The sequence below is a fragment of the Rhodanobacter ginsenosidimutans genome (assembly GCF_042655685.1).
Taxonomy (GTDB): Bacteria; Pseudomonadota; Gammaproteobacteria; order Xanthomonadales; family Rhodanobacteraceae; genus Rhodanobacter; species Rhodanobacter ginsenosidimutans.
This window is the reverse complement of the sequence record NZ_JBHSMM010000005.1, coordinates 108,817-135,086: the sequence shown is the minus strand read 5'-3', so window position 1 is coordinate 135,086 and position 26,270 is coordinate 108,817. Positions and strand designations below refer to the sequence as shown.

The following is a 26,270-nucleotide window of genomic DNA, read 5'->3' as shown; positions in this document are numbered from 1 at the left end:
GCGGGCATTGCCCGCCGTTTGCTTTTGGGAATGCCGCGCGCAAAAGCTCTCGCGAATCCCGAATCCCGAATCCCGAATCCCGAATCCCGAATCCCGGCCCTAAACCGTCTTGTCCTTGTACCGGCACAAATCGCGTATCACGCAATTCGGGCAATCGGGTTTGCGTGCCTTGCATACGTAGCGGCCGTGCAGGATAAGCCAGTGATGCGCGTCGAGCTTGAACTCGGTCGGCACCACTTTCTCCAGCTTGTCCTCGACCGCGCGCACGTCCTTGCCTGGCGCCAGGCCGGTGCGGTTGGCGACGCGGAAGATGTGCGTGTCGACCGCGATGGTCGGCTCGCCAAAGGCCGTATTCAGCACCACGTTGGCGGTCTTGCGGCCCACGCCAGGCAGCGCTTCCAGTTCGGCACGGGTGCGCGGCACCTCGCCGTGGTGCTGCTCGATCAGCAGGCGGCACAGCGCGATGACGTTTTTTGCCTTGGCGTTGAACAGGCCGATCGTGCTGATGTACTTCTTGAGCCCGTCCTCGCCCAGCGCCAGGATCGCCTGCGGTGTATTGGCCACCGGGTACAGCTTCTTCGTGGCCTTGTTCACGCCCACGTCGGTGGCCTGCGCCGACAGCACCACTGCCACCAGCAACTCGAACGGCGTGGTGTAGACCAGCTCGGTTTTCGGATGCGGGTTGAGTTCGCGCAGGCGCGAGAACAGTTCGATGATGTCGGCGCGCTTCATTGGCGGGATGGCCCCTGTTTTGCGCGGGCTCGGGCCAGCGCCGCCAATACCGGGTTGGTCTCGACCGCGACCTTGCGCGCCGCCAGCTCGGCCTCGCGCTGCGCCTGTTCGCGCGCCAGTCGTGCCTCGCGTCGCTGGAAATGCTCGCGTGCGGTATCGGCATGGGCCACGTCGCCGGCCTGCGCCAGCGGCATCGGTTCCAGCACGATGCAGTCGACCGGGCAGGCGGCCACGCACAGTTCGCAGCCGGTGCAATCGTCGGCGATGACGGTATGCATCAACTTGGCCACACCCACGATGGCGTCGACCGGGCAGGCCTGGATGCATTTGGTGCAGCCGATGCAGTCGGCCTCCACGATGCGGGCCAGCGTGCGCGGCTTCTCGATGCCGTGGTCGGGATTCAACGGCAGCACGGGCTGATCGAGCAATGCGGCCAGCTTCGCGATACCGGCCGCGCCACCGGGCGGACACTGGTTGATCGGCGCCTCGCCACGGGCCATCGCCTCGGCGTACGGCCGGCAACCGTGGTAGCCACATTGCTCGCACTGGGTTTGCGGCAGCAAGGCGTCGATGCGGTCAGCCAGGGTGTCGATGGGCGCACTCATGCGAAAGGGTTGGAGCGGGAATAATGGGTGGTCACTGCGGTATTGTCCCGCAACTTTCATCCAACGGAGCGTGCCATGAAATCGTCGTATCTCGCGTCCCTGCTGCTCGCTGCCGTGCTCGGCGCCGGCGGCTCGATCCTGCTCACCCATTCGACACCCGCGCAGGCGGCAACGCCAACGGGCGACACGATCACGGTATTCGTCGATGCGACCTTCGGTTTCCGCAAGACGCACATGGCCGACAAGCTGACCAAGTCGCATGCGGAATACGCCGCCCGCGACTATCGTTTCGTGGCCATGTCGCCGTACAGCGAGAACGGCGATCTGGTGGGTTTCTTCGTGACGTACGCGAGGTGACAGCCCTGTAGGAGCGCACCCTGTGCGCGATGCTCTTCGGCACGTACAGAAAAGCATCGCGCACTTCGGTGCGCTCCTGCAACGCTCGATTCAGCGGACGGTGGCGCCGGGCTGGGCGCCCTGATCCGCATCCAGCAGGAACAGGTCGCTGCCGCCGTTGCCGGCGGACAGAATCATGCCCTCGGACAGGCCGAAGCGCATCTTGCGCGGCGCCAGGTTGGCGATGAACACCACGTTGCGACCGATCAGCTTTTCCGGTTCGCCATAGGCGGCGCGGATGCCGGAGAAGATCTGTCGCGTGCCCAGTTCGCCGGCGTCCAGTTCGAAGCGCAGCAGCTTGTCCGAGCCTTCCACGAATTCGCAGGCCCGCACCTTGCCGATGCGCAGGTCGAGTTTGGCGAAGTCGTCGATGGATATGGTGGCGGAATCCTGGGCTTCGGGATTTGCGGCAGGCTTGGGGCTGTCGTTCATGGGCTTCTTCTTTTTATCGGCAACGGGTGCTTCGGCAGGCGTGGTGCCCAGTGATTCCTTCGACGCTTCCACCATCGCCTCGATGCGCTTGGGATCGAGCCGGCCCAGCAGCGGTTCGAAAGCGTTGATGGTGTGGCCGAACAGCGTGCGGCGGGCATCGTCGAAATCGGCGATCGGCGCGGCCAGGAAGGCTTCCGCCGCGGCCACGGTGGTCGGCAGGATCGGTTTCAGCAAGCCGGAAAGCAGGCGGAAGCCGTGCAGCGCCAGCGTGCAGACTTGCTGCAATTCCTCGCGTCGCGCGGCGTCCTTGGCGATCACCCACGGCGCCTTGGCCGCGATGTAGCCGTTGACCAGATCCGCGATGGCGACGAAGCGGCGGGTGACGTCGGCGAACTCGCCGGTTTCGTACAGCGCGTCGATGCCGTTGTAGTGCGACAGCAGCTCCTGCCACAGCGCGGCCTCCTCGGCGTCGAAGCGGTCGGCCAGCTTGCCGTCGAAAAACTTCTGCGTGAAACCCGCGGTGCGGCTGGCGATGTTCACCCACTTGCCGATCAGGTGCGAGTTGATCCGCTCCTCGAATGCCTTCAGGTCCAGGTCCACGTCGACCGGCGCGTCGTTGAGCATGGTGGCGAAGTAGTAGCGCAGGCATTCCGGATGCAGGCCCGCGTCCAGGTAGGTGCGAGCCTGGATGAAGGTGCCGCGCGACTTGGACATCTTGGCGCCGTTGACGGTGAGGTAGCCGTTGACGTGCAGCGCGGTCGGCGTGCGGAAGCCGGCGCCGTGCAGCATCGCCGGCCAGAACAGGCCGTGGAAATTGATGATGTCCTTGCCGATGAAGTGGTGCATCTCGGCGGTGCTGTCGGCGGCCAGGAAGTCGTCGAACTTCAGGCCGGTGCGGTCACACAACGCCTTGAAGCTGGCCAGGTAGCCGACCGGCGCATCCAGCCACACGTAGAAGAACTTGCCCGGCGCATCGGGGATGGGAAAGCCGAAGTAGGGCGCGTCGCGCGAGATGTCCCAATCCTTCAGACCGCCATCCAGCCATTCGCGCAGCTTGGCGCTGACGCCGCTGTTGGCCACCGGCTTGCCGTCGGTGAACTTGCCCGCGAACCAGTCGCGCAGCAGCGTCTCGAACTTGCCCAGCTCGAAGAAGTAATGCTCCGAATCGCGCAGCACGGGCGTGGCGCCGGACATCACCGAATACGGGTTGATCAGGTCGGTGGGGGCGTAGGTGGCGCCGCAGTTTTCGCAGTTGTCGCCGTACTGGTCGGGCGTGCCGCATTTCGGGCAGGTGCCCTTGATGTAGCGGTCGGGCAGGAACATCTGCTTTTCGGGATCGAACAACTGCTGGATCGAGCGGCGCGCAATGGAGCCGCCATCGCGCAGGCGCGTGTAGATCAGCGTGGCCAGCTCGCGATTCTCGTCCGAATGCGTGGTGTGGTAATGGTCGAACGCCACGCCGAACGCGGCGAAATCCGCCTCGTGACCCTGGCGGATGCCGTCGATGAAAACCTCCGGCGTCACGCCGGCTTTTTCGGCGGCCAGCATGATCGGCGTGCCGTGCGCATCGTCGGCGCAGACGTAGATCGCTTCGTTGCCGCTCATTCGCTGCGCCCGCACCCAGATATCGGCCTGGATGTAGCCCAGCAGATGGCCCATGTGCAGCGGGCCATTGGCGTAGGGCAGGGCGTTGGTGACGAGGAGGCGGCGACTCATGGTGTGCGGATTCCGGTGATGACTGCACATTATGGCATGGCGTTTCAGCCGTTCCGAACGCGTATGCCGCGGTCAACGATGGGCGCGGATTGCGTGTCGATGCGCAGCTGTCTACATTGTGCCGCTTCGCTGTTGATGGAAATCTCGCAATGCAGACACGGGTGCCCATGGTCACCGACGGGCCACCCCTCGCAGCGGCGACCCGCGCCACGCGGCTCACGTTTCTGGTATCGGGCATCGGCATGGCGGCCTGGGCGCCGATGGTGCCGTATGCCAAGGCGCGCCTGGCGCTGGACGATGCGACGCTGGGCCTGGTGCTGCTGGCGTTTGGCGGCGGTTCGATGGTGGCGATGCCGCTGGTCGGCATGCTCACCGAGCGCTTCGGCAGTCGACGGGTGATCGGCATCGGCGGCTTGATGTTGTGCACGGCGTTGCCGTTGCTGGCGCTCGCGCCCGGCATCGTGTCGCTGGCGTTGGCGCTGCTGTATTTCGGCATGGCGCTGGGTGCCGTGGATGTGGCGATGAATGCGCATGCGGTGGAGGTGGAGCGGCGTGCGCAACGGCCGTTGATGTCCGGCTTCCACGGCTTGTTCAGCGTGGGCGGCTTGAGTGGCGCCGCGGGCATGAGCGCGCTGCTGGCGCTGGGTTTGCCGCTACTGGCTGGCGCGCTGGTGATCGCGGGATTGATGGCGTTGATCGTGATCACCCAATGGCGCCACCTGATCGGCCTGATCGCCGCTGCGGCCGGGCACAGTGCGGCGTTCCGCTGGCCGCGTGGGCTGGTGCTTTTGCTGGGTCTGGTTTGCTTCGTCAGCTTTATGGCCGAGGGCGCGATGCTGGACTGGAGCGCGGTGTTCCTGCGTGATTTCCGCGGTGTGTCGGTGGCGTCGGCAGGCTTGGGCTATGCCGGTTTTTCGGTGGCGATGGCGTTGGGTCGGTTGACTGGAGATCGCACGATTGCGCGGTTCGGCCCGGTGGCCAGCGTGCGTGTCGGCGCGGCCACGGCGGCGGCAGGTTTGCTGGTCGCGGCGGCGGTGCCGTGGCCGGCTGCCGCCATGCTCGGCTTCGTGCTGGTGGGGCTGGGTGCGGCGAATATCGTGCCGGTGATGTTTGGCGCGGCGGGCCGGTTGCCCGGCGTATCGCCGGCGGTTTCCATCGCCACGGTGACCACGCTGGGTTATGCCGGCTTGCTCAGTGGCCCGGCGCTGATCGGCTTTCTGGCCCACGCCAGCAGCCTGCCGATCGCGCTGGCGGCGGTGGGCGGTCTTTTGATCATGGTTTCAATATCGGCGCGGGTGGTGCGGTGATGAACAGGGAAAACAGTTTCGACACGGTGGTATTCGACCTGGGCGGGGTGCTGATCGACTGGGACCCGCGCTATCTGTACCGGCGCCTGTTCGATGACGAGGCGGCGATGGAGCGTTTCCTGGCCGAAATCTGCACGCCGCTGTGGAACCACCAGCAGGACGCCGGCCGTTCCTGGCACGAGGCCGTGGCCATGTTGAGCGCGCAGCATCCGCAGCACGCGGAGCTGATCGGTGCGTTCCACACCCGCTGGCCGGAAATGCTGGGCGGTGCCATCGCGCCGAGTGTGGCCATACTGGATGAACTGCGCGGTCGCGGCCTGCGGTTGTACGCGCTGACCAACTGGTCGCGGGAAACATTTCCGATGGCGCGCGAGCGCTACGAGTTCCTGCGCTGGTTCGACGGCATCGTGGTGTCGGGCGAGGAAGGCCTGGCCAAGCCCGACCCGGTGATCTTCCAGCGCACGATCGAGCGCTTCTCGCTGGTTCCGCGGCAGACGATCTACATCGACGATGCGCCGCGCAATGTGGCGGCGGCGTTCCAGGCCGGTATGCACAGCTTGCGGTTCCAGGATGCGGAAACGCTGCGCGCACAGCTTTGCCGCCTCGGCGTGCTGGCGCCAGCGGCGGCCTGAGACGCGTCGCAAAAAAAAAGCCCCGGACCGGCCGGGGCTTTTCATTCGTGCGGGCAAGGTTTCAGTCCTGCCGTTCCCATGTCTGCGTGCGGCCCAGCAGCGAGAAACCGATATAGCCGTGCACGTCGAGTTTCTGGCCGTCGTCGCTGACGGTCAGCTTCACCTTGTACGTCTTGCCGTTTTTCGGATCGAGGATCTTGCCGCCGTCCCATACGTCGCCATCCTTGCTGACGCCCCACATGATGTTCATGCCTTCGATCGGCTGGTTCTTGCGCTCGCCGCTGCACTTGTCGCACACCGGATTCGGGCCGTCATCCGACTGCAGGATCTTGATCACCTTCGCCTGCAATTCGCCGTCGGTTTCAGTGATCTGCACCAGCGACTTCGGCTTCTGGGTGTTGTCGTCGATGGTTTTCCAGGTGCCGACGGGCGAGGTGTTGGCGGCGAAGACGCTGCCGGCGGCCAGCAGCAGGCCGGTTGCGAGGGTGAGACGAAAAGCGTGTTTCATGGCGTTTTTCTCCCGTACGAAAGCGTATGGAAGCGAGACTGGCGTTGATCCGTGGGGGCGTCAAGCTGCATTGCGCAAAGCACCGGCCGGCACCCGCCGCCGGCATGGCGCCAGTGATCTGCATCAACGGGTGCGCGCGGGTGCGCTGGCATAATGGGTTGTCCCCGTCATCACTTCGAGTTCCCATGACCCAAGCTACCGACGCGCTGGTGCGCCAACTTCTCGGCGACCTGATCGACCCCCACACCGGCGCGCCGCTGGCCGACAACGTGCGGGCGGTAGGTGTCGACGGGGCGAGGGTCTCGGTGGATATCCAGCTGGGCTACCCGGCCGCTACAGCGATCGACGGCCTTGCTGCGCGCGTGCGGCAGGCCCTGGAAGCGAACCCGGCGATCGAGTCGGCGGCGGTGTCGATCACCAGCCGCGTCCACGTGCACAAGGTGCAAGGCACGCTGGGCCCGCTGCCCAACGTGAAGAACATCATCGTGGTGGCCTCGGGCAAGGGCGGCGTGGGCAAGTCCACCGTGTCGGCCAACCTGGCGCTGGCGCTGCAGGCCGAGGGCGCCAAGGTCGGCGTGATGGACGCCGACATCTACGGCCCCAGCCAGCCGACCATGCTGGGCGTGCACGGCAAGCCGGCGTCGCCGGACGGCAAGAGCATCATCCCGATGCAGGCGCACGGCATGCCGGTGATGTCGATCGGCTTCCTGGTGGAGGAGGACACGCCGATGATCTGGCGTGGTCCGATGGTGACCCAGGCGATGATGCAACTGATCACCGACACCCGCTGGGAACAGCTCGACTACCTCATCATCGACCTGCCGCCGGGTACCGGCGACATCCAGCTGACGTTGTCGCAGAAGGTGCCGGTGGCCGGCGCGGTGATCGTCACCACACCGCAGGACATCGCCCTGCTGGACGCACGCAAGGCGCTGAAGATGTTCGAGAAGGTGGAAGTGCCGGTGCTGGGCGTGGTGGAGAACATGGCTACCCACGTGTGCTCCAACTGCGGCCACGAGGAGAACATCTTCGGCGAAGGCGGCGGCGAGCGCATGGCCACGCAATACGGCGCGGCCTATCTCGGCTCGCTGCCGCTGGATATCCGCATCCGCGAGCAGGCCGACGGCGGCAACCCCACCGTGGTGGCGATGCCCGAGTCCGACCTTGCCGCGCGCTACCGCGAGATCGCCCGCAACGCGGCCGGCCGGCTGTCGCGCCAGCCGCGCAACAAGTCGCTGGGCCTGGGCAAGATCGTGGTGCAGGGCGCGCCTGCTGCATGACGGCGCCACGGCGCGTGTTGTGCCTCTGCGGCAGCCTGCGCCGGGCATCGTCGAACCGCGCCGCGCTGCAGGCTGCGCAGCAACTGGCACCGCCGACGCTGCAGCTTGTGCTGTACGAGGGGCTCGGCACGCTGCCGCTGTTCAATCCGGACGATGAAGTCGATCCGCTGCCGCCTTCGGTGCTGGCGCTGCGTGCAGCCGTCGGCACCGCTGATGCCTTGCTGGTCGCCTGCCCGGAATACGCCCACGGCGTACCTGGCGCGTTCAAGAACCTGCTGGACTGGTTGGTCGGCAGCCTGGAGTTTCCCGGCAAGCCGGTGCTGTTGCTGAATACCTCGGCGCGCGATTCGTATCATGCGCAAGCGTCGCTGGCGGAAATTCTCTCCACCATGTCGGCGCCACTGCTGACCTCGCAACCGTTGACTGTGGCGCTTCCGGGCGCTGGCTGCACAGCGGCGCAGGTACTGGGCAGCGCTGATCGCTGCGCGGAATTGCGGGCGGTGCTGGGCATTCTGGCCACGGCTATTTAGACGCGCAGTCGCGTTGGTTCTTGTGGGAGCGGCTTCAGCCGCGATACTTCTGCCTCTGGGCTCCACAGCAAGAGCATCGCGACTGAAGTCGCTCCCACAAGCCCGCTGCGCTGGCGCAGCAGCACTCCTACCATGTATTTTTGCCGCTTTGCGCCCGGCTTCCCGGGTCGCACCGCTACAAACGGAGTTCGCGTGAGCATCAAACCCGACAAGTGGATCCGCCGCATGGCCGAGCAGCACGGCATGATCGAGCCGTTCGAACCCGGCCAGGTGAAGGTTCGCGACGAGCAGCGGCTGATCTCCTACGGCACCTCCAGCTACGGCTACGACGTGCGCTGCGCGCGCGAGTTCAAGGTGTTCACCAACATCAACTCCACCATCGTCGATCCGAAGTCGTTCGATCCGAACAGCTTCGTGGACGTGGAGGCGGATGTCTGCATCATCCCGCCCAATTCCTTCGCGCTGGCGCGCACCATCGAGTACTTCCGGATACCGCGCAAGGTGCTCACCATCTGCCTGGGCAAAAGCACCTACGCGCGCTGCGGCATCATCGTCAACGTGACGCCGCTGGAGCCCGAGTGGGAAGGCCACGTGACGCTGGAGTTCTCCAACACCACGCCGCTGCCCGCGAAAATCTACGCCAACGAGGGCGTGGCGCAGATGCTGTTCCTCGAATCCGACGAGGAATGCGAGACCAGCTACAAGGACCGTGGCGGCAAGTATCAGGGCCAGCAGGGCGTGACCTTGCCGCGTACGTGAACGAAACACGCCCGGTGGTCCGCAGGACCGCCGGCGGCCGCTACACTTCGCCGGTGCAACGATGATTTTTCAGGAGAGTCCGATGATCCGTTTTTCCATCCTGCTGACCCGAATTGCCGCCATGGCCTTGCTGGGCAGCGTGGTGTTGTTGGCCGGTTGCAGCCTGGGCGGTACCAAGGAGGGCGTGTCCACCGATGCCATGCGCGGACAGTTCGACGTCACCATTCAGGCCTACAAGAACGGTCAGTTCCTGGTCGATGGCGCGGTGCTTTCCGCGCTGGATACCGGCAGCCACTTTGCCTACCTGAAAGACCAGGGCAAGCTGCCCAAGACCGTGCTGCTCGAGCGCAGCGACGACTCCAAGATCCGCAAGCAGCACCTGCAGTACATGGCGCGGATGCAGGATGACTACAAGTTCACGGTGTATTTCGATGACGACGGCACGCTGAAGCGGATCAACCCGATCGAGACCGAGGCCCGTCCGCTGCAGGAGACCCACGCGCCGGTGCAGATGAACAAGCAGCAGCGCGGCAAGGATGCGGCCGGCAAGGATTTCGATCCCAATCCGCGCCCCTGAGTCGCTCCCCGCAGCAACGAAAGCCCGCGCTCAGTCGCGGGCTTTTTCGTGCCCCGAGTGCTGGCGCAGCGCCGTCAGTCGCGCCGTCGCCTCGTCCGGCTGGTAGGGCATGGACGTGCCATGGCCCCACACCGGCCCGGGCCAGGCGTCGTCACCTTCGCGGCGGGCCACCACGTGTACATGCAGCTGCCGCACCACGTTGCCCAGTGCGCCGATGTTGAGCTTGTCGCAGGGCGCCACCGAACGCAGCGCGGCGGCGGCTTGGTCCACCTCCCGCCATAGCCTGGCGCGCTCGTCATCGGCCAGGTCGGTGACTTCGGCCAACCCCGGTCGGCGCGGCACCAGGATGAGCCAGGCGTAGCGCGCGTCGTTCATCAGGCGTACCTCGCACAACGGCAAGGTGGTGACGGCAAACGTGTCGGCGGCGAGCCGCGGGTCGAGTGTGAAGCTCATGCGGCGGCCAATTGCGTTGCGAAGAAATCCAGCGTGCGCTGCATCGCCAGCTTCGCGCTGGCCTCGTGGTAGCTGGAGTTGCCGTCGCGGTTGAACGCGTGATCGGCGCCGGGGTAGGTGAAGGTTTCCATCTGCGGCAGGGCATCGCGGTGTTTGGCAACTGCCTCGGGCGGGATGTTGGGGTCCTTCTCGCCGAAGTGGAACATCACCGGTGCCTTCGGCGTTTCATGCAGGAACGGCAGGTTGCGCGCGCCGTAGTAGCTCACCGACGGCAGGCCCAGGCGCAGCGCCGCCAGCAACGCCACCGTGCCGCCCCAGCAATAGCCGACGGTGCCGATCTTTCCCGCCGAGGCGATGGATTCGGCCGCACTGGCCACATCTTCCAGCGCGCGCTCCAACCCCAGTTCGGTGACCAGCGCCTTGCCCCGGGCGGCGCCGCCGCGGTCGTAGGCCAGTTCCACGCCGGACTCCAGCCGGTCGAAGAACGCCGGGGCGATCGCCACGTAACCGTGCGCGGCGAAGCGATCGACCATGTCGCGAATATGCGCGGTCACCCCGAAAATCTCCTGGATCACCACCAGGCCACCCTTCGGCTGGCCCTGCGGCCGCGCCAGATAACCGCCGATGCACTGCGTGCCGGAGGTGGGAATGTTGATGGGCTGACCCATGGCTGGCTCCTGTGGGGAAAAGGGGATTCTAGGCCTCGGGCGGGGAGGGCGTGGCATGCGCGACGGGGAATGACGCATGACCCACCGAGGCCGCCATCGGCGTCATGCCGCATTCCCGTATAATTGCCTGTTGCCCCGCAGTTTCACGGTATCGACGCCCATGTCCCAACCTGCCCACAAGATCGGTTTCGTCAGTCTCGGCTGCCCCAAGGCACTGGTCGATTCCGAGCGCATCCTGACCCAGCTGAAGGTCGAGGGTTACGAGATCGTGCCCAGCTACAACGCGGCCGATGCGGTGGTGGTGAACACTTGCGGCTTCATCGACGCGGCGGTGCAGGAGTCGCTGGATTCGATCGGCACCGCGCTCAACGAGAACGGCAAGGTCATCGTCACCGGTTGCCTGGGCAAGCGCGAGAGCCTGATCCGCGAGGCGTACCCCGAGGTGCTGTCGGTGAGCGGCCCGCAGGATTACGCCAGCGTGATGGGCGCGGTGCATGCCGCCTTGCCGCCGCAGCGCAACCGCTTCCTGGACATCGTGCCGGACACCGGTGTGAAGCTGACGCCCAAGCATTACGCGTATCTGAAGATTTCCGAAGGCTGCAATCACCGCTGCAGCTTCTGCATCATCCCGTCGATGCGCGGCAACCTGGTCTCCCGCCCGGTCGACGAGGTGCTGATCGAGGCGGAGAAGCTGGTCAAGGGCGGCGTGAAGGAGCTGCTGGTGATTTCGCAGGACACCAGCGCCTACGGTGTCGACGTGAAGTACGCCGAGCGCGATTGGCGCGGCAAGACCTACCGCACGCGGATGACCGAGCTATGCGAGGGCCTGTCCGAACTGGGCGTGTGGACGCGGCTGCACTACGTCTACCCGTACCCGCACGTGGACGAGCTGATGCCGCTGATGGCGGCCGGCAAGATCCTGCCGTACCTGGATATCCCGTTCCAGCACGCCAGCCCGCGCATCCTGAAATTGATGAAGCGCCCCGGCAACATCGACAAGACGCTGGAGCGCATCCAGAACTGGCGCAAGGTGGTACCGGACCTGACCATCCGCAGCACGTTCATCGTGGGCTTTCCCGGCGAGACCGACGCGGAGTTCCAGGAGCTGCTGGATTTCCTGCGCGAGGCTGAACTCGACCGCGTGGGCGCCTTCACCTATTCGCCGGTCGACGGCGCGAAAGCCAACGAACTGCCCGACCCGGTTTCCGAGGAATTGAAGGAAGACCGGCTGGAACAATTCATGGCGGTGCAGGCGGAAATCTCCGCCGCGAAGCTGCAGCGCAAGATCGGCCGCACGATGAAGGTGCTGGTGGACGAGGCCGGCGCCGACGGCGCGGTGGCGCGTTCCGCCGCCGATGCGCCCGAGATCGACGGCACGGTGCTGATTGCCGACGGCCAGCAATTGAAGCCGGGCCAGTTCGTCGACGTCGTCATCGAGGATGCCGGCGAACACGACCTGCATGCGCGGCTGGCGTATCCCGCGCTGAAAGTGATGTAAGGCCGCCGCGTGCGTTACGTGGCGCCACCGCGCGGCACGGTGGATCCGGCGACGTTCGGCCGGCCGCCGCTGTCCCTGTGGCGTGACTACGCGGACCTGATCGAGGGCGCCGAATGGCCGTCCATCGATGCACTGAACCGCCGGCTGCCTCCCGGCGAAACCCATCGCTTCGTGGCGCAGACGCCCCAATTGCTGGCCGACGGCCAGCACTACGAACAACGCATCGCCGAACACGGCGCCATCGCCACCCGCGAAGGCAACTGGCACGACCTGCTCAATGCGCTGGTGTGGCTGCGCTATCCCGCGTTGAAGCAGGCGTTGAACCACCGCCAGATGGACGAGATCGCCCGCATCGGCCCCAAGCGGCGTTCGCGCGCGCAGTACGCGATGACCCATTTCGACGAAGGCGGCGTGATCGTCGGCCTGCGCGATCCGTCGCTGCTGGCGTTGTGGGACGCGCACGATTGGTATGGCCTGTTCTGGCGCCGGCGGCAAGCTTGGCTGGATGGCTCGATCCGTCTGGCGCTGTTCGGCCATGCTTTGCTGGAGCATGCCTTGAACCCCGACAAACTGCTGGTGGGCAAGGCGCTGGTGTTCGATACGTCCCGCGTTGGCGCTGACGTGGATCTCGTCGCCGCCGGTACCGACATGATCGCCAGCGGCCGCTGGTTGAACGACCCGCTGGAGCTGCGCCCGCTGCCGCTGGCCGGCCTGCCAGGCTGGCGCCAGGACAATGGCGACGAGGCTTTCCATCGCACCACGGCGTGCTACCAGTCGCGCCGTGAGGGGCGGCAATATCCGCCGGCCTGGTGCTTGTCGCGCCAGGGCCGCGGATAACGTCCGGTGGCGATGGCGGCTTGTAGTGGACTTGGCGGGGGTCGTCAGGTTCACTGTCGGTGATGAAAGCTGCGCCACCGGCTGGCTTGTCGCTGGATAGCGAACAACGCGCTGCGCTCATTTCGACCCTACCATCCAATGCCGCGCAACACGTGGGAGACGACATGGCTACCGACCAGGATTTTGCCGACTACGTGGCGGAGCAGGTGGCGCTTGGCGATCGCCTGAGCCGCAAGCCGATGTTCGGCGAGTACGCGTTCTACGTGGACGGGAAGGTGGTGGGTTTTGCCTGCGACAACAGCTTCTTCGTGAAGCCGTCGGCGGCGGGCGACGCGTTCGTGCCGACGCTTCCCCGCAAGCCGCCGTATCCCGGTGCCAAGGATTACCTGGTGGCCGATGAGCTGCTGGATGATTCCGAGCAGATCCAGCGCCTGATCCTGCAAACGGCGGCGTTGATGCCGCTGCCCAAGCCGAGGAAGCCTGCGGTGGCGCGCAAGTCCGCCAGGTGACGCGATGGGCTGCACGCTCAGGCGTTACGCGTCGTAGCCGACGTCGACCACGATGAACTGCGTGGGGCCGCCTGGCAGCGCGGCTTCGAATTCGTCGTCCAGCCGTTTCTTGAGCACCGCGCGGGCCATGGGCGAGTCGATGCTGATCCAGCCGAGTTTGGCGTCGGTTTCGTCCGGGCCCACGATGCGGTAGCGGGTTTCCTCGCCGCTGGCCGAGTTTTCCAGCGTGATATGTGCGCCGAAAAACACCGCCTCACGGTCGGCGGGAGCGCCTTCGGCGACCTTCAAGGCGGGGATGCGCTTGCTGAGGTAGCGCGCGCGGCGATCTATCTCGCCCAGTTGTTTCTTGCGGTAGGTGTACTCGGCGTTCTCCGAGCGGTCGCCTTCGGCCGCGGCCGCCGCCAGCGCCTTGACCACCTCGGGGCGCACGGTATGCCACAGGTGATCGAGCTCGGCCTTGAGCCGTTCGAAGCCCTCGCGGGTGATGATCGCGGTGGAGCTGGGTGAGGGTGGGCGCCAGCGACTCATGCGGTGCCGACCAGTTGCCGTCGCTGGGCGTCGATCTCGCCGCGCAGCGGATGCTCGGGCCATGTCGTGGCCAGCCGGTCGAGCAGTGCGGCCGCGCTGGCGTGCTGGTCGGTGTGGGCGGCCAGGGCGCGCGCCGCCAGCAGGCCGTAGTGCGGTGCCTGCGGGTCGCGCGGCCAGTGCGCGAGATAACCCTGGCCGAGGTGGATCGCGAGGCGGCTCATGCCCACGCGCGCGGCCAGATCGGCCAGACCGCCGCAGGTTTGCGGGTCGTCCGGGATGAAGCCGGTATCGATGCCGATGCATTCCTGCAGCACGCCGAGCGCGCGGCGGGATTCGCCCTGGGCGATCAGCGCGGCAATCCAGATCTGGCCATGTACCAGCAGGTCGTCGCGCAGGCCTTGCCGGTGCAGCAGTTCGCGGTAGGTCTGGTGGACGGCCGGCGGCGCCGCATGTTCGCGCAGCCGGCCGGCGAGTTGCCGCAAGGCCGCCATTGGGTCATCGATGGCTTGCTGGCGCGCTGTTTCGATCAGGCTTTCGTCGGCGTCCTGACCCGATGCCCTGGCCAACGCCGGTGCTTCGGGAACCATGCCGAAGCGCTCGTGGCGCTGGTGGATCATCGCGCCCATGAGGTGGAAGGCGAGCAGGATCAGGTAGGTGTAGGCGAACGCGAACAGCGGTAGCGCGAATACCCGCGGCAGCTGGGCGGTGGTGACCGAGGCGACCACGATCAGCACGCCGAGCAGCAGGTTGATCGCCACGGGAATCAGGTAGGCGGCACCGAAGGCGCCGATGACGCGCAGCCAGTTGAGCGGGTTGATGGCCAGCGCGAGGTTGCCGTCGAACGCCAGCGACATGTCGATCGCCGGCAACACCAGCGCGGCCAGGATAAGCACCGGCCACAGCAGGCTCGGGAAGAACACGATGGACACCACGCACAAGGCCACCACCAGCAGGTGGATCGCGGTGAGGCCCCAGCCGCTGGCGCTGTTGCCCTCACTGCCCACGTCCGGCGGATCGGCGTAGCCGTTGGCGGTGTGCTGCATGCAGTCGGCGGCATAACGCCAGGTGGCTGCCCAGACCAGCGCGCTGGCCAGCGCGCCCACGAAGCCGGGGAGCAAGCCGACGTAATGGACCAGCGCCAGCACCACACAGGTGGCCAGCGCGGGGCCGCGCAACGGATAGCCGAAGCCGTCCTGCAAACGCTGCGCGAACGGCGTGTCGGTGGCGACGATTTCGACGCGTGGCATGGCGCTCGCCCTGCCTACCGCTTGCCGCCGAAAATGCCGCCCAGCACGCCGCGCAGGATCTGCCGGCCGAGCTGGCTGCCAGCGGTGCGCACCATCTGCTTGCCCATGGTTTCGATCATGCCCTGGCGGCGTTTGGTGCCGAACAGCGCGTCGTGCACGGCGCCGCTCCAGCCGCCTTCTTCTTCCTTTGCCGCGCCCTTGGCCGGTGCGTTGGCCGCTACGGCGGCGGCATCGGCGGCCTTCTCTTCGGTGCGTTTGGCCAGCATTTCCGCGGCCGACTCGCGATTGACCGTGGTGTCGTATTTCGCGCCGACGGGCGAGCGCTGGCGGATGGTGGCGCGCTCGGCGTCGGTGATAGCGCCGATGCGGCAGCACGGCGTGGTCACCAGCACCTGTTCCACCGGCGTGGGCACGCCACCGTTGGCCAGGGTCGAGGCCAGCGCCTCGCCCACGCCGAGCTTGGTGATCGCCTCGGTGACGTCGAGCTTCGGATTGACGACGAAGGTTTCCGCCGCCGCCCTGACCGCCTTCTGGTCGCGCGGCGTGAACGCGCGCAAGGCGTGCTGGATGCGGTTGCCGAGCTGGCCCAGGATGTTGCCGGGCACGTCGTCCGGATTCTGCGAGCAGAAATACACGCCCACGCCCTTGGAGCGGATCAGCCGCACCACCTGTTCCACCCGCTGCAGCAAGCCGGGCGAGGCATCGTCGAACAGCAGATGCGCCTCGTCGAAGAAGAACACCATCTTCGGCTGGTCGAGGTCGCCCACTTCGGGCAGCTGCTCGAACAGCTCGGACAGCAGCCACAGCAGGAAGGTGGAGTACAGCCGCGGCTTCATGATCAGCTGGTCGGCGGCGAGCACGTTGATGATGCCGCGGCCGCTCATGTCCTGGCGCATCAGGTCAGCCAGCTCCAGCGCCGGCTCGCCGAAGAACTGGTCGGCACCGTCGCTTTCCAGTTTCAGCAGCGCGCGCTGGATCGCCGCGATGCTCTGCGTGCTGATCAGGCCGTACTGGGTGGACAGCGCCTTGGCGTTCTCGGCGGCGTAGCTGAGCAGGGCGCGCAGGTCGGCCAGGTCCAGCAGCAGCCAGCCCTGGTCGTCGGCGGCCTTGAACACCACTTCCAGCACGCCTTCCTGGGTATCGTTCAACTCCAGCACGCGGCCGAGCAGGGTGGGACCCATCTCGCTGACGGTGGCGCGCACCGGGTGACCGAGCTTGCCGTAGATATCCCAGAACACCACCGGGTTCGCCAGCGGTTTCCAGTCGGCGAGCTTGAGCCTGGCCAGCCGCGCCTTGAGCTTGTCGCCCGGTTCGTTCGCGGCCATCGCCAGGCCGGCCAGATCACCCTTGGCGTCGGCCAGGAAGCAGGGCACGCCGAGCCGCGAGAAACCTTCGGCCAGCACCATCAACGAGACGGATTTACCGGTGCCGGTGGCGCCGGCGATCATGCCGTGGCGGTTGCCGTAGTGCGGGTCCAGGCTGACGCTGGCGCTATCGTTGCGGCCGATCAGGATGTTGGTCATGGATGTCGTCCGTGGGTGGTCGGTGGATTGTAACCATGAGCCCTGCGCCACCGGTGAAGGGTTTGAGTCGCGGCGCTGCGGCCGCTATGGTGGCCGTTTTGCGGATGAAGTCTGTGAGCTTGTCGTACCCTTTGTTTCGCCCGCTGCGCGCCGCACCCCTCCTCTTCATGCTCGGCCTCGCCGCCGCCTGCTCCAGTACCGGCGGCAGCAAATCCACCGCGCCGGTAAATGCGCTCTACGGCCAGCTCGACCTGGCCAGCAAGGGTTACGAAACCGCACTGCAACAGGCGCGTGCCGGCGACGATGCCGCGTCGCAGAAAACGCTTACCGCGGCGCTGGACCGGCTGAAGGAATCGGCGGCCCATTGCGGCAGCACGCCGGGCTGCGACCCGCAGCGGTTTTTCTCGGTGTTCGACCGCCTGCTGCGCTTGAAGGACGGCAGCTTCCTGGGCGACGAGACGCTCGGTGACGAACCGTCACCCACCCTGGCCGACGGGGCCGGCGGCGTCGCCGGCCTGCCCGAAGCGCAACGCAGCGTCACGCTGCTGCGCGGCCAGAAGCTCAGCGAGTTGATCGCCATGAACGGTGCGGTGAAGGCGGCGCTGGAAATGTGGCTGACCCAGTGGCGGCCCAACCTCATCGACGCCTACGTCAACTACCAATACCTGCGCTACCAGATGTGGCCGCAATACGAGAAAGCCGATCTGCCCGAGGCATTGCTGTTCGGCATCATGGCGAAGGAGTCCGGTGGCAAGGTCAACGCGGTTTCGCGCTCGGGCGCGGCCGGCCCGCTGCAATTCATGTACGCCACCGGTCTGCGATTTGGTCTGGGCACGGAGAACGGCTTCGACCTGCGCTTCGACCCGGCGCAGTCGGCGCGTGCCAACGCCGCGTACATCAACGAGCAACTGAAGATCTTCAACAACAATCTGGAGCTGGTGCTGGGCGCCTACAACGGTGGCGAAGGACGCATGCGCCGACTGGCGGGCGACAGACCCGACACCAGTTTTTACGACCCGACGATCTACAACAAGCTCTCGCGCGAAACACGTGAATACGTGCCCTCGGTGCTGGCGGCGGCGTGGCTGTTCCTGCATCCGGACAGCTACAACCTGCGTTTCCCGAAAATCGACGGCGCCGCTGGCGCGGTGACCTTGAAGCGCTCCGCGTCGCTGGCTGAACTCAGCGTCTGCCTGGGCTCGGCCGGTGGCATGGAGGAGGGCTGGTTTCGAACCCTGCGCAACCTCAATCCGCGCTTGAATCCGCAGGAAACCCAGCCCGCCGGCGCGCGCGTGCAACTGCCGCGGCTGCTGGAAGAGCCCTACGCATCGCGCTGTGTCGAAGGGCCGTGGCCGATTCTCGCCGCCGACCTGCACCAGGCCGTGGCGCCAGCGGTGCAGGCGCCACCGGCACCGGCCCGGGCTCCGGCGCGTGCCACCGGTACACGCAATTACAAGGTGCGCAACGGCGACACGCTGATCGGCATCGTGCACAGGCTGCATTGCTCCAGCGTGCGCGAGCTGGCCGAGCTCAACGGGTTGCGGCATCACCGCATCCGCGCGGGCGACGTGCTCAAGGTGCCGGTTTGCCGCTAGCGGAAACCGGGGTTATTGCCTGGCCTGTTCGCTGACCGCCTGGCGGTTCAGGCGGCGGCTTTCACCCGCGACTGGCCGACCGTCCTGACGGGTTCGGCCTGCGTTTCCTTCAGCTCGCGCAACAACTGCAGCAGCAGGCGATGTTGCGGTAGCAGGCGATTGCCGGGCGAATGCTTGGTTTCGTGGTACGCCACCGCCAGCCACAGGGCGATGCCGCGCAAGGCGACTTCCAGATTGCCCGAGCGCGCCCGTTCGTAACCGATGCTCGTGCCTTGGCCCCAAGGCAGGTAACGCGCCTCGGGCGAGGTGCCGTGCAGGTGCGGGAACTCGCTGCGCGAGGCCTGGCCCAGCTCGCGAAGGGTCAACAGCCCGAGACGTTGACGATGGCGACGCGAGAGCGCGCGGATGCTGCGTTCGATGTCATGCCATTGGCGGCCAAGCTGGCGCGCACGCAGCAGCGTGATGAGTGGGCTGAACATGGAATGGCTCCCCTTCGGCTGAACCGGAAGGGCGAGCATAGCCAGCGAAGCTCGCCAATTGCGCCTAAAACGTCACAAATCGACGTTCTGCGTCAGCATTTCGGCGTGAATAGGGTTAGGCCGCCGCCAGAGTACCCAGCCGCTCGCCCACCTTCACCGCCTGTTGCGATGCCAGCGGATCGAGCGCCGCCGCCCCCGGCGGCAACAACACGATGACGGTGGAGCCCATGTTGAAGCGCGCCATTTCGGCGAAGCGGTCCAGCGTGATGTTCTGGCCCGCGAACGACTTGCGCCCGATCGCCGATGCGTACGGCGGGATCACCAGCCCATCCCACACCGTCGCCACCGACGACACCAGCACCGCACCGACCATGATCACCACGAACGGCCCGTGCGCGCCCTCGAAATGGCACACCAGCCGCTCGTTGCGGGCGAACACGCGGGGAATGGCTTCCACCGCAAACGGCGCCACGCTGAAGATGCGGCCAGGCACGTGCACGGTTTCCTTCAGCGTGCCTTTCAACGGCATGTGCACGCGGTGGTAATCGCGCGGCGACAGGTAGACGGTGGCGAAACTGCCCGAGCGGTAAGCCTCGGCATCCTCCGCGCTACCCAGCAGTTCGGCGACGGTGTAGTCCTGTCCCTTCGCCTGGAAGATGCGCCCGTCGACGATGGCGCCGGCCTGGCTGATGCGGCCGTCCGCCGGAGAGAGCAGGACGGAAGGGTCGGCGTCGGCGTGGCGCGCGTCAGGGCGCAGCTTGCGGGTGAAAAACGCATTGAAGTGCTGGTACGCCAGCGCATCCGGCTGCACCGCCTCGGCCATGTTGACGTTGTAGCGGCGCACGATCTGGCTGATCAGGAAATTCTTCCACGGCGCAAAGGTCCAGCGCGTGGCCCAGTAGACCACCCGCGACAGCGCGCGGTGGGGCAGGATGTACTGCACGAATACGTTGAAAGTCATCCGGGCAGTATACGTGGCCGAAATGAGGGAGGGACGAGAAGCGAGCAACCAGGGCCGAGGGCGCCCTTCCGCAGCATGGATTCTGTTCTTTGGTCGCTGGCTTCGGCGATGCTTCAAGGCGTCATTGCTGGTGCAGCCGGCTGATTCGGATGGGTGGTCTGATGCTGGGCCTGATGCCCGGGAGTAACCTGCTCCTGATGCAGCAGGAACTGTTGCATTGCCGAAGGCCACCGCGCTCCGCTCGATTCCATGGACGTATTGACTTCGGAGGTGGGCACATTGACGTGCGATGCCAGGATCGCGCCGAACTGGCCACGCGGCATTTGCGTCGCCCAGAGTCGACTTCCGTTGTCGCCAAGCGTGATCCGATCGATCCTCTCCAGGCCGCCGGCCCTGGCCGACACCGTCAAGGCTGACGCTAGGTTGTCGCTCATCTGGTCAGGTGTCCGACCTAACTGCTGATCCAGGCGATATACGTGATTGCGTGCCTGTTGAAACAGGGAGTGATCAGGGTGGGTGGGGTCGTCCAGGCGGGTTGGCGACGGGGAGTGTTGTGGTGCGATTCGCGCCTGCAGTTGATCGTCGAGTGTTCGTCGCGTCGTCGGACCCACGACACCGTCCGGAGTGAGCTGGTGGTCGCGCTGGAAAGACGCAACTGCAGCCTCCGTGACTGGGCCAAAGGAGCCATCCGGCTCCAGGGGATAACCCAGGCGCGTCAAATCGCCTTGCAACTCGGTGACAGACATGCCCCGGCTGCCGACTTGCAAAGTGTTGTGGTGGGGCAGTGCCCGCCCTTCGGACAAGGCGACCAGTTCGTCTTTTTTCGTTCGCCGCGCGATCAAGGATGGATTCACGAACTTTGGGCGAAGAGCTCCTGAAGTAGACATCGTTGTGGGCGATCTTGTAGTCCTGAATGGCGACGACGATATCTTTGTCCGAAAGTTGGGACAGGACGTAGTCATCGCCGTAGGCGGACTTGAGTCCGCGCTCGAAAATTCCTTTGGTGAGCCCTCTGTATTGAACGGACGTGCTGAATAAAGCCTCCTGGACAGCCGGACCCCGGGCGGTCAGGTCGATGCCGGAATTCTTTAGCCGTTGTATCTCGATGTCGTAGTGGGTTTCCTTGATGAAGCGGGTTTGATCCCTGCCGAATTCCGGGTCGCTGTTAGCGAGGGTTCGCCACTTTTCGTCGAAGGCCGGTGTGTTGGGCGTCAAGCCGCGGAAGTCATCCCCGTAGGAGGAGCTATCGAGATACTCGCCAATCGTCCCGGTATTGGTGGAGAGTTGGTACGTGCCATAGGAAACACCGCCGTGATCGCCCCTGCCTGTCGAGATGGTGGCGGGTCCCGCGCCTTCGTGACGCTCCGAGATTTCGCCCAAGCGATATTCGGCATCGTTGGCCATGGTCGCGTCCTTTGATGGCTTCGTCTCTGGAAAAACCGCGGTTCGTTACTGCACGAACAATCTCGCTTCGAGGTCTGATGCCTGTCTCCCGGTTTCGTTGACTTTGCAACTCAGCGCATCGAGCTCGGGCCTCTCGATTCCGTCAACCACGGTTGCGCAGCGATTGTCGCGATATTGAATCCATGTCTTTTCTTCGGCTTTGAGTTTTGCTTGAAGCGCTGAATTGAGTTTTGCCATGAGGGCGTGGTACGCCTTGTTCAGGCGTTTGTCCTGATAGTCCAGCTCGTCGGCTAAGCAGGTGCGTATGGGCGCCGTTGCCGATTGCGCTTGATCCAGGCATCGATCAAAGGAAGGGCGCAACCCGTACAGGCGTGAGATCACTGCCTGGTCATCCCGTGGTTGGGATGTTGCCTCGCTCAAGCCGGGCAAAAGGAGCATCGCCAGCACAGCACCAAGCACGATTCGTTCAGTCTTCATCAAAGTCTCCCAATAGGGCCGTCGGGTCACTTACGACACGCGCTTTCCGCTCGAGATGAGTACCTTAAAGCGCGCGGGGTGGAATGTTGTGTAGGATTTTTCCGAACTTTCGACCTACTGGCGCCTGTCCCAACGGCTGGAAGGGGGCGGGGCGGGGCGCTTGTCGTTCGGCTACTGGCTACTGATCCAGACGGTATCCGAGTTTTCGCGGGGGTGGCAAAAACCGTTGTTCAAGACTCCCCCGTAGGGGGCGAAGGACTCGTCGCGAGATGGATGGCAGGTATGGATTTTCACTCGCCTGCCTCCCTCACGACTCACCCCTCCCGTATACTTTCCGGTCCTCCCGCCGTTTGGCATGCCATCGTGACCACCGAACTCGCCTCCATCATCGACTTCATCCGTTATGGGGCCAGCCGGTTTGCTGCCGCCGAGCTCACTTTCGGCCACAGCCACGACAACCCGATCGACGAGGCCACGCATCTGGTGCTGGCCAGCCTGCATCTGCCGCCGGATATTCCGCCTGCCTATGGCGCCGGGCGGCTCACTGCGGAAGAGCGCGCGAATGTGCTGTCGCTGATCGAGCGGCGCGTCAGCGAGCGTCTGCCGGTGGCCTACCTGGTGGGCGAGACCTGGTTCGCGGGGCTGAAATTCAAGAGTGATCGTCGTGCGCTGGTGCCGCGTTCACCGATCGCCGAGTTGATCGAGTCGGGTTTTGCGCCGTGGCTGGACGAGCGCCCGGTCGAGCGCGCGCTGGACCTGTGCACCGGTTCGGGCTGCATCGGCATCGCCATGGCCGAGTACAACCCGGACTGGCAGGTCGACATCGTGGACATCAGCGACGAGGCGCTGTCGCTGGCGCGCGAGAACATTGCCTTCCAGCATCTGGAAGGCCGCGTCAACGCGATCCAGTCCGATCTTTTTGCCGGCGTGGCTGATCAGCGCTACGACCTGATCGTCTCCAATCCGCCCTACGTCAGCGAGGACGAATACGCCGCGCTGCCCGGCGAATACGCGCACGAGCCCAAACTCGGCCTCACCTCCGGTGCGGACGGGCTGGACCTGTGCCTGCGCATGCTGGACGAGGCGGCCGATCACCTCACCGACGAGGGTCTGCTGATCGTCGAGGTGGGCGAGAGCGAGCAGGCGCTGGCGGCGTTGCTGCCGCAGGTGCCGTTCGTGTGGATCGAGTTCAAGGTGGGCCAGATGGGTATCTTCGCGCTGGAGCGGCGTGACCTGGTGGAGCACGCCGAGGCGATTCATGCCGTAGCCGCAGCACGACATGCGTGATGGTTATTTCCGCCCGGACGGCACGTGTGAAATGATGGCAAGTTGATTTTCCCCGGTGCACCCGCCGGTTCCCGACGGGTGGCCGACCTTTCGAGGCAGTCGCGACCGTGTCCAGCAATGCGTTTGGCAAGCTCTTTACCGTAACCACCTTTGGTGAAAGCCATGGGCCGGCGATCGGTTGCGTGGTCGATGGTTGCCCGCCCGGGCTGGCGCTGGACGCGGAGGAATTCCGCCACGACCTGGAGCGCCGTGCCACCGGCCGCAGCCGCTACACCTCGCAGCGGCGCGAGGCGGACGAAGTGGAAATCCTCTCCGGCATCTACGAGGGGCGCACCACCGGCACGCCGATCGCGCTGCTGATCCGCAACACCAACCAGCGCAGCAAGGACTACGGCGACATCGTGCAGACCTTCCGCCCGGGTCATGCCGATTACACCTACTGGCAGAAATACGGCATCCGCGATCCGCGCGGCGGCGGCCGCTCGTCGGCGCGCGAAACCACCATGCGGGTAGCGGCCGGCGTGATCGCCAAGAAATGGCTGGCCGAACATCACGGCGTGCGCGTGCGCGGCTACATGGGCCAGATCGGCGACATCACGCCCGACGCCTTCGACTGGGACGTGGTCGAGCAGAATCCGTTCTTCTGGCCGGCCGCCGACCAGGTGCCGGCGCTGGAAACCTATATCAATGCGTTGCGCAAATCCGGCGACTCCGTCGGCGCGCGCGTCAACGTGGTCGCCGACGGCGTGCCGCCGGGCTGGGGCGAGCCGATCTACGGCAAGCTGGACGGCGAACTGGCCGCCGCGCTGATGTCGATCAACGCGGTCAAGGGCGTGGAGATCGGCGACGGCTTTGCCGCGGTCAGCCAGCATGGCAGCGAGCATCGCGACGAGATGAGCATGGACGGCTTTGCGTCCAATCACGCCGGCGGCATCCTGGGCGGCATCAGCAACGGCCAGCCGGTGACGGCGTCGATCGTGCTGAAGCCCACCTCCAGCATCCTGGTTCCGGGCCGCAGCGTGAACCTGGCCGGCGAGCCGACCGAGGTGGTCACCAAGGGGCGCCATGATCCCTGCGTGGGCATCCGCGCCACGCCGATCGCCGAGGCGATGATAGCGCTGGTATTGATGGACCAGGCGCTGCGCCATCGCGCGCAGTGCGGCGATGTGGGCGTGGTCGAGCCGCGCATCACCTCATGACGGCGAGGCGACACGCATGACGGCCAGGCCACGCGTGTGGGTTTCGCGCCCCACGTTTCCCGATATCGTCGCCCGCCTCGACCCGCATTTCGACGTCGTGGCGGAGCCGCGGGAGGTGATGTTTTCACCGGCCGAGCTGGCCGCGAAGATTGCCGATTGCGATGCCGTCATCGTCGGCCTCAAGGAGCGCATCGGCGCCGCCGAGGTGGCCAAGGCCCCGCGTTTGCGCATCGTCGCGAACCTGGGCGTGGGCTACGACAATCTTGATCTGGCTGCGCTCACGGCCGCCGGCGTCGCCGCTTCCAACACCGCCGGCGCGCTGGACGAGAGCGTGGCCGACTTCACCTGGGCGATGTTGCTGGGTGCCGCCCGCCGCATGGGCGAAGCCGAACGCTGGTTGCGCGCCGGCGAGTGGCACGGCACCCGTTTCACCGACTGGCTGGGCATGGATGTGCGCGGGCGCACGCTGGGCATCCTGGGCATGGGCCGGATCGGCCAGGCGGTGGCGCGGCGCGCCGTCGGCTTCGGCATGCAGGTGATCTATCACAACCGCTCGCGGCTGTCGCAGGCGCTGGAAAGCGAATGCCGGGCGCGCTGGGTCGACAAGGGCGAGCTGCTGCGCAGCTCCGATTTCCTGGTGCTGGCGTTGCCGCTGACGCCGGAAAGCCGGCATGCGATCGGCGCCGCCGAACTGGCGCAGATGAAACCCACCGCGGTGCTGGCGAACATCGCCCGCGGCGGCATCGTCGACGACGCGGCCTTGGCTGATGCTCTGGCGAAACACCAGCTCGCCGCGGCGGCGCTGGACGTGTTCGAAGGCGAGCCGGTGGTGAACCCCAGGCTGCTGGAACTCGACAACGTGCTGCTCAGCCCGCACATTGCCAGTGCCAGCCCCGATGCGCGCCGCGGCATGACCACGATGGCGGTAGACAATGTGCTGGCGTTGTTCGGACACGGTCCGCACGCCGGCCATCCGCCCACGATTCTCAACCCCGAGGTGCTGGCTGCAGCCAGCCCGACCACCCACCCCTGAGCCAAGAACAGCATCCATGAGCAAGAAGAGCAGTTACAAGGTAGCAATGGTCGGCGCCACCGGCGCCGTGGGCGAAACCGTGCTGGCGATCCTCGCCGAGCGTGATTTCCCGATCAGCGAGCTGGTGCCGTTGGCCAGCGAACGCACCGCCGGCAGCGAGGTCACGTTCGCTGGCAAGAAGATCGTGGTGAAAAACCTGGCCGACTACGATTTCGAAGGCGTGGACATCGCGTTCTTCTCGGCCGGCGGCTCGGTCAGCAAGGTGCACGCGCCGCGCGCGGCCGCGGCCGGTGCGGTGGTGATCGACAATACCTCGGAGTTCCGCTACCAGGACGACATCCCGCTGGTGATCAGTGAGGTCAACCCGCACGCCATCGCCGAGTACACCAACCACGGCATCATCGCCAATCCCAATTGCTCCACCATGCAGATGCTGGTGGCGCTGGCGCCGATCCACCATGACGTGGGCATCGAGCGGATCAACGTGGCCACCTATCAATCCGTTTCGGGCGCAGGCCGCTCGGGCATGGACGAGCTGGGCAAGCAGACCGCCGCGCTGCTGAACTTCCAGAGCGCGGAGCCGCAGAAGTTTCCCAAGCAGATCGCGTTCAACGTGATCCCGCACATCGACGACTTCCAGGCCAACGGCTACACCAAGGAAGAGATGAAGCTGGTGTGGGAAACCCGCAAGATCCTGGAAGACGACACCATCCAGGTGAACCCGACCGCCGTGCGCGTGCCGGTGTTCTACGGCCATGCCGAGGCGGTGCACATCGAGACGCGGGCCAAGATCAGTGCCGAACGCGCTCGCGAACTGCTGGAGCAGGCGCCGGGCGTGGTGGTGCGTGACCAACGCGAAGCGGGCGGCTATCCCACGCCGGTCAGCGATGCAGCCGGCACCGATCCCGTGTTCGTGGGCCGTATCCGCGAGGACATCTCGCACGAACGTGGCCTGGACATGTGGGTGGTGTCGGACAACATCCGCAAGGGTGCCGCGCTCAACGCAGTGCAGATTGCCGAAGTGCTGATCGCCGACTACTTGTAAACGCACCACCGCAGCCGTGCCCGCCGTGAACTGCAGACAAGCGGATTCGCGGT

28 protein-coding genes and 1 pseudogene are annotated in these 26,270 nt (G+C 65.7%); 15 read left to right on the top strand and 14 right to left on the bottom strand.

Annotated elements, in window-relative coordinates:
* Window positions 1-99 precede the first annotated feature (99 nt).
* Together nth and ACFPK0_RS15170 are read right to left on the bottom strand one after the other, a co-directional pair.
* A complete protein-coding gene (nth, locus tag ACFPK0_RS15175; RefSeq protein ID WP_056078303.1) occupies window positions 100-732 on the bottom strand; it encodes an endonuclease III in 633 nt (210 codons plus the stop codon).
* A complete protein-coding gene (locus ACFPK0_RS15170; RefSeq protein WP_377341919.1) occupies window positions 729-1,337 on the bottom strand; it encodes an RnfABCDGE type electron transport complex subunit B in 609 nt (202 codons plus the stop codon). Before ACFPK0_RS15170 ends, nth begins: the two co-directional genes overlap by 4 nt.
* Window positions 1,338-1,412: 75 nt before the next feature.
* Between ACFPK0_RS15170 and ACFPK0_RS15165 the strand changes: the two genes are divergently transcribed.
* Window positions 1,413-1,694 carry a hypothetical protein gene (locus ACFPK0_RS15165; protein ID WP_377341917.1) on the top strand — a complete coding sequence of 94 codons (282 nt, stop codon included), beginning with the start codon at window positions 1,413-1,415 and terminating at the stop codon, window positions 1,692-1,694.
* A gap of 90 nt (window positions 1,695-1,784) precedes the next feature.
* On the opposite strand, the gene metG is transcribed toward ACFPK0_RS15165, so the two are convergent.
* Window positions 1,785-3,881, bottom strand: a complete 2,097-nt coding sequence (gene metG / locus ACFPK0_RS15160; protein WP_377341915.1) for a methionine--tRNA ligase — start codon at window positions 3,879-3,881, stop codon at window positions 1,785-1,787.
* A gap of 149 nt (window positions 3,882-4,030) precedes the next feature.
* Between metG and ACFPK0_RS15155 the strand changes: the two genes are divergently transcribed.
* Window positions 4,031-5,188 carry an MFS transporter gene (locus ACFPK0_RS15155; RefSeq protein WP_056602999.1) on the top strand — a complete coding sequence of 386 codons (1,158 nt, stop codon included), beginning with the start codon at window positions 4,031-4,033 and terminating at the stop codon, window positions 5,186-5,188.
* The gene (locus ACFPK0_RS15150; protein ID WP_056078317.1) at window positions 5,188-5,820 is read left to right on the top strand and encodes an HAD family hydrolase; all 633 of its coding nucleotides are present in this window, start codon (window positions 5,188-5,190) and stop codon (window positions 5,818-5,820) included. Before ACFPK0_RS15155 ends, ACFPK0_RS15150 begins: the two co-directional genes overlap by 1 nt.
* 61 nt (window positions 5,821-5,881) lie before the next feature.
* On the opposite strand, the gene ACFPK0_RS15145 is transcribed toward ACFPK0_RS15150, so the two are convergent.
* Window positions 5,882-6,328, bottom strand: a complete 447-nt coding sequence (locus ACFPK0_RS15145) for a DUF2147 domain-containing protein (protein ID WP_007082697.1) — start codon at window positions 6,326-6,328, stop codon at window positions 5,882-5,884.
* Window positions 6,329-6,513: 185 nt separating this feature from the next.
* Between ACFPK0_RS15145 and apbC the strand changes: the two genes are divergently transcribed.
* The 4 genes from apbC (at window position 6,514) to ACFPK0_RS15125 (ending at window position 9,474) form a co-directional block, all read left to right on the top strand.
* Window positions 6,514-7,608 (top strand): iron-sulfur cluster carrier protein ApbC, encoded by a 1,095-nt coding sequence (apbC, locus tag ACFPK0_RS15140; protein WP_056078319.1) that lies wholly within the window; start codon window positions 6,514-6,516, stop codon window positions 7,606-7,608.
* Window positions 7,605-8,138, top strand: a complete 534-nt coding sequence (locus ACFPK0_RS15135) for an NADPH-dependent FMN reductase (protein ID WP_377341911.1) — start codon at window positions 7,605-7,607, stop codon at window positions 8,136-8,138. Before apbC ends, ACFPK0_RS15135 begins: the two co-directional genes overlap by 4 nt.
* Before the next feature lie 192 nt (window positions 8,139-8,330).
* On the top strand, window positions 8,331-8,897 hold the full coding sequence (gene dcd / locus ACFPK0_RS15130) for a dCTP deaminase (RefSeq protein ID WP_056078325.1): 567 nt from the start codon (window positions 8,331-8,333) through the stop codon (window positions 8,895-8,897).
* An 82-nt stretch (window positions 8,898-8,979) separates the two neighbouring features.
* On the top strand, window positions 8,980-9,474 hold the full coding sequence (locus ACFPK0_RS15125) for a hypothetical protein (RefSeq protein ID WP_377341909.1): 495 nt from the start codon (window positions 8,980-8,982) through the stop codon (window positions 9,472-9,474).
* Window positions 9,475-9,504: 30 nt separating this feature from the next.
* Here the strand turns inward: ACFPK0_RS15125 and ACFPK0_RS15120 are convergent, their stop codons facing one another.
* Both ACFPK0_RS15120 and ACFPK0_RS15115 read right to left on the bottom strand, forming a co-directional pair.
* A complete protein-coding gene (locus tag ACFPK0_RS15120) occupies window positions 9,505-9,927 on the bottom strand; it encodes an HIT domain-containing protein (protein ID WP_377341907.1) in 423 nt (140 codons plus the stop codon).
* Window positions 9,924-10,595: a dienelactone hydrolase family protein gene (locus tag ACFPK0_RS15115; protein ID WP_377341905.1), complete on the bottom strand. Its 672-nt coding sequence runs from the start codon at window positions 10,593-10,595 to the stop codon at window positions 9,924-9,926. The genes ACFPK0_RS15120 and ACFPK0_RS15115 overlap by 4 nt, the downstream gene beginning before the upstream one ends.
* Before the next feature lie 160 nt (window positions 10,596-10,755).
* Here ACFPK0_RS15115 and rimO point away from each other — a divergent pair, with 160 nt between their 5' ends.
* The 3 genes from rimO (at window position 10,756) to ACFPK0_RS15100 (ending at window position 13,439) form a co-directional block, all read left to right on the top strand.
* Window positions 10,756-12,093, top strand: a complete 1,338-nt coding sequence (gene rimO, locus ACFPK0_RS15110; RefSeq protein ID WP_377341903.1) for a 30S ribosomal protein S12 methylthiotransferase RimO — start codon at window positions 10,756-10,758, stop codon at window positions 12,091-12,093.
* Between the two features lie 9 nt (window positions 12,094-12,102).
* Complete coding sequence (locus ACFPK0_RS15105; RefSeq protein ID WP_056603022.1) at window positions 12,103-12,930, top strand: DUF3025 domain-containing protein; 828 nt, start codon at window positions 12,103-12,105, stop codon at window positions 12,928-12,930.
* Window positions 12,931-13,094: 164 nt separating this feature from the next.
* Window positions 13,095-13,439, top strand: a complete 345-nt coding sequence (locus ACFPK0_RS15100; RefSeq protein ID WP_056078346.1) for a TfoX/Sxy family protein — start codon at window positions 13,095-13,097, stop codon at window positions 13,437-13,439.
* Window positions 13,440-13,463: 24 nt separating this feature from the next.
* Here the strand turns inward: ACFPK0_RS15100 and greB are convergent, their stop codons facing one another.
* Genes greB through ACFPK0_RS15085 form a run of 3 tightly spaced genes read right to left on the bottom strand, consistent with a single transcriptional unit; the run spans window position 13,464 to window position 16,737 of the window.
* Window positions 13,464-13,967 carry a transcription elongation factor GreB gene (greB, locus tag ACFPK0_RS15095; protein ID WP_056603023.1) on the bottom strand — a complete coding sequence of 168 codons (504 nt, stop codon included), beginning with the start codon at window positions 13,965-13,967 and terminating at the stop codon, window positions 13,464-13,466.
* Complete coding sequence (locus ACFPK0_RS15090) at window positions 13,964-15,214, bottom strand: hypothetical protein (protein ID WP_377341900.1); 1,251 nt, start codon at window positions 15,212-15,214, stop codon at window positions 13,964-13,966. The genes greB and ACFPK0_RS15090 overlap by 4 nt, the downstream gene beginning before the upstream one ends.
* A 14-nt stretch (window positions 15,215-15,228) precedes the next feature.
* Entirely contained in the window at window positions 15,229-16,737 is a 1,509-nt protein-coding gene (locus ACFPK0_RS15085; RefSeq protein ID WP_377341898.1) for a helicase HerA-like domain-containing protein, read from the bottom strand.
* A 104-nt stretch (window positions 16,738-16,841) separates the two neighbouring features.
* Here ACFPK0_RS15085 and ACFPK0_RS15080 point away from each other — a divergent pair, with 104 nt between their 5' ends.
* Window positions 16,842-18,332, top strand: coding sequence for a transglycosylase SLT domain-containing protein (locus ACFPK0_RS15080; RefSeq protein WP_377341896.1), 1,491 nt, complete (start codon window positions 16,842-16,844; stop codon window positions 18,330-18,332).
* A 47-nt stretch (window positions 18,333-18,379) separates the two neighbouring features.
* Here the strand turns inward: ACFPK0_RS15080 and ACFPK0_RS15075 are convergent, their stop codons facing one another.
* From ACFPK0_RS15075 to ACFPK0_RS15055, 5 genes and pseudogenes are all read right to left on the bottom strand, one after another.
* On the bottom strand, window positions 18,380-18,811 hold the full coding sequence (locus ACFPK0_RS15075) for a hypothetical protein (protein ID WP_056078359.1): 432 nt from the start codon (window positions 18,809-18,811) through the stop codon (window positions 18,380-18,382).
* Between the two features lie 115 nt (window positions 18,812-18,926).
* Window positions 18,927-19,772 (bottom strand): archaetidylserine decarboxylase, encoded by an 846-nt coding sequence (asd, locus tag ACFPK0_RS15070; protein ID WP_056078362.1) that lies wholly within the window; start codon window positions 19,770-19,772, stop codon window positions 18,927-18,929.
* A 113-nt stretch (window positions 19,773-19,885) separates the two neighbouring features.
* Window positions 19,886-20,518 carry an XVIPCD domain-containing protein gene (locus ACFPK0_RS15065; RefSeq protein ID WP_377341893.1) on the bottom strand — a complete coding sequence of 211 codons (633 nt, stop codon included), beginning with the start codon at window positions 20,516-20,518 and terminating at the stop codon, window positions 19,886-19,888.
* An 85-nt stretch (window positions 20,519-20,603) separates the two neighbouring features.
* Window positions 20,604-21,176, bottom strand: a pseudogene (locus tag ACFPK0_RS15060) (VgrG-related protein); the annotation flags it as partial.
* Between the two features lie 45 nt (window positions 21,177-21,221).
* Window positions 21,222-21,653 (bottom strand): lysozyme inhibitor LprI family protein, encoded by a 432-nt coding sequence (locus ACFPK0_RS15055; protein ID WP_056078368.1) that lies wholly within the window; start codon window positions 21,651-21,653, stop codon window positions 21,222-21,224.
* A 363-nt stretch (window positions 21,654-22,016) separates the two neighbouring features.
* Between ACFPK0_RS15055 and prmB the strand changes: the two genes are divergently transcribed.
* The 4 genes from prmB (at window position 22,017) to ACFPK0_RS15035 (ending at window position 26,217) form a co-directional block, all read left to right on the top strand.
* Window positions 22,017-22,940, top strand: a complete 924-nt coding sequence (gene prmB, locus ACFPK0_RS15050; RefSeq protein WP_377341890.1) for a 50S ribosomal protein L3 N(5)-glutamine methyltransferase — start codon at window positions 22,017-22,019, stop codon at window positions 22,938-22,940.
* Between the two features lie 107 nt (window positions 22,941-23,047).
* Window positions 23,048-24,139 (top strand): chorismate synthase, encoded by a 1,092-nt coding sequence (gene aroC / locus ACFPK0_RS15045; RefSeq protein ID WP_377341888.1) that lies wholly within the window; start codon window positions 23,048-23,050, stop codon window positions 24,137-24,139.
* A gap of 16 nt (window positions 24,140-24,155) precedes the next feature.
* Window positions 24,156-25,172, top strand: coding sequence for a 2-hydroxyacid dehydrogenase (locus ACFPK0_RS15040; protein ID WP_377341886.1), 1,017 nt, complete (start codon window positions 24,156-24,158; stop codon window positions 25,170-25,172).
* Window positions 25,173-25,188: 16 nt separating this feature from the next.
* On the top strand, window positions 25,189-26,217 hold the full coding sequence (locus ACFPK0_RS15035; RefSeq protein ID WP_056603034.1) for an aspartate-semialdehyde dehydrogenase: 1,029 nt from the start codon (window positions 25,189-25,191) through the stop codon (window positions 26,215-26,217).
* The last annotated feature ends 53 nt before the right edge of the window (window positions 26,218-26,270 follow it).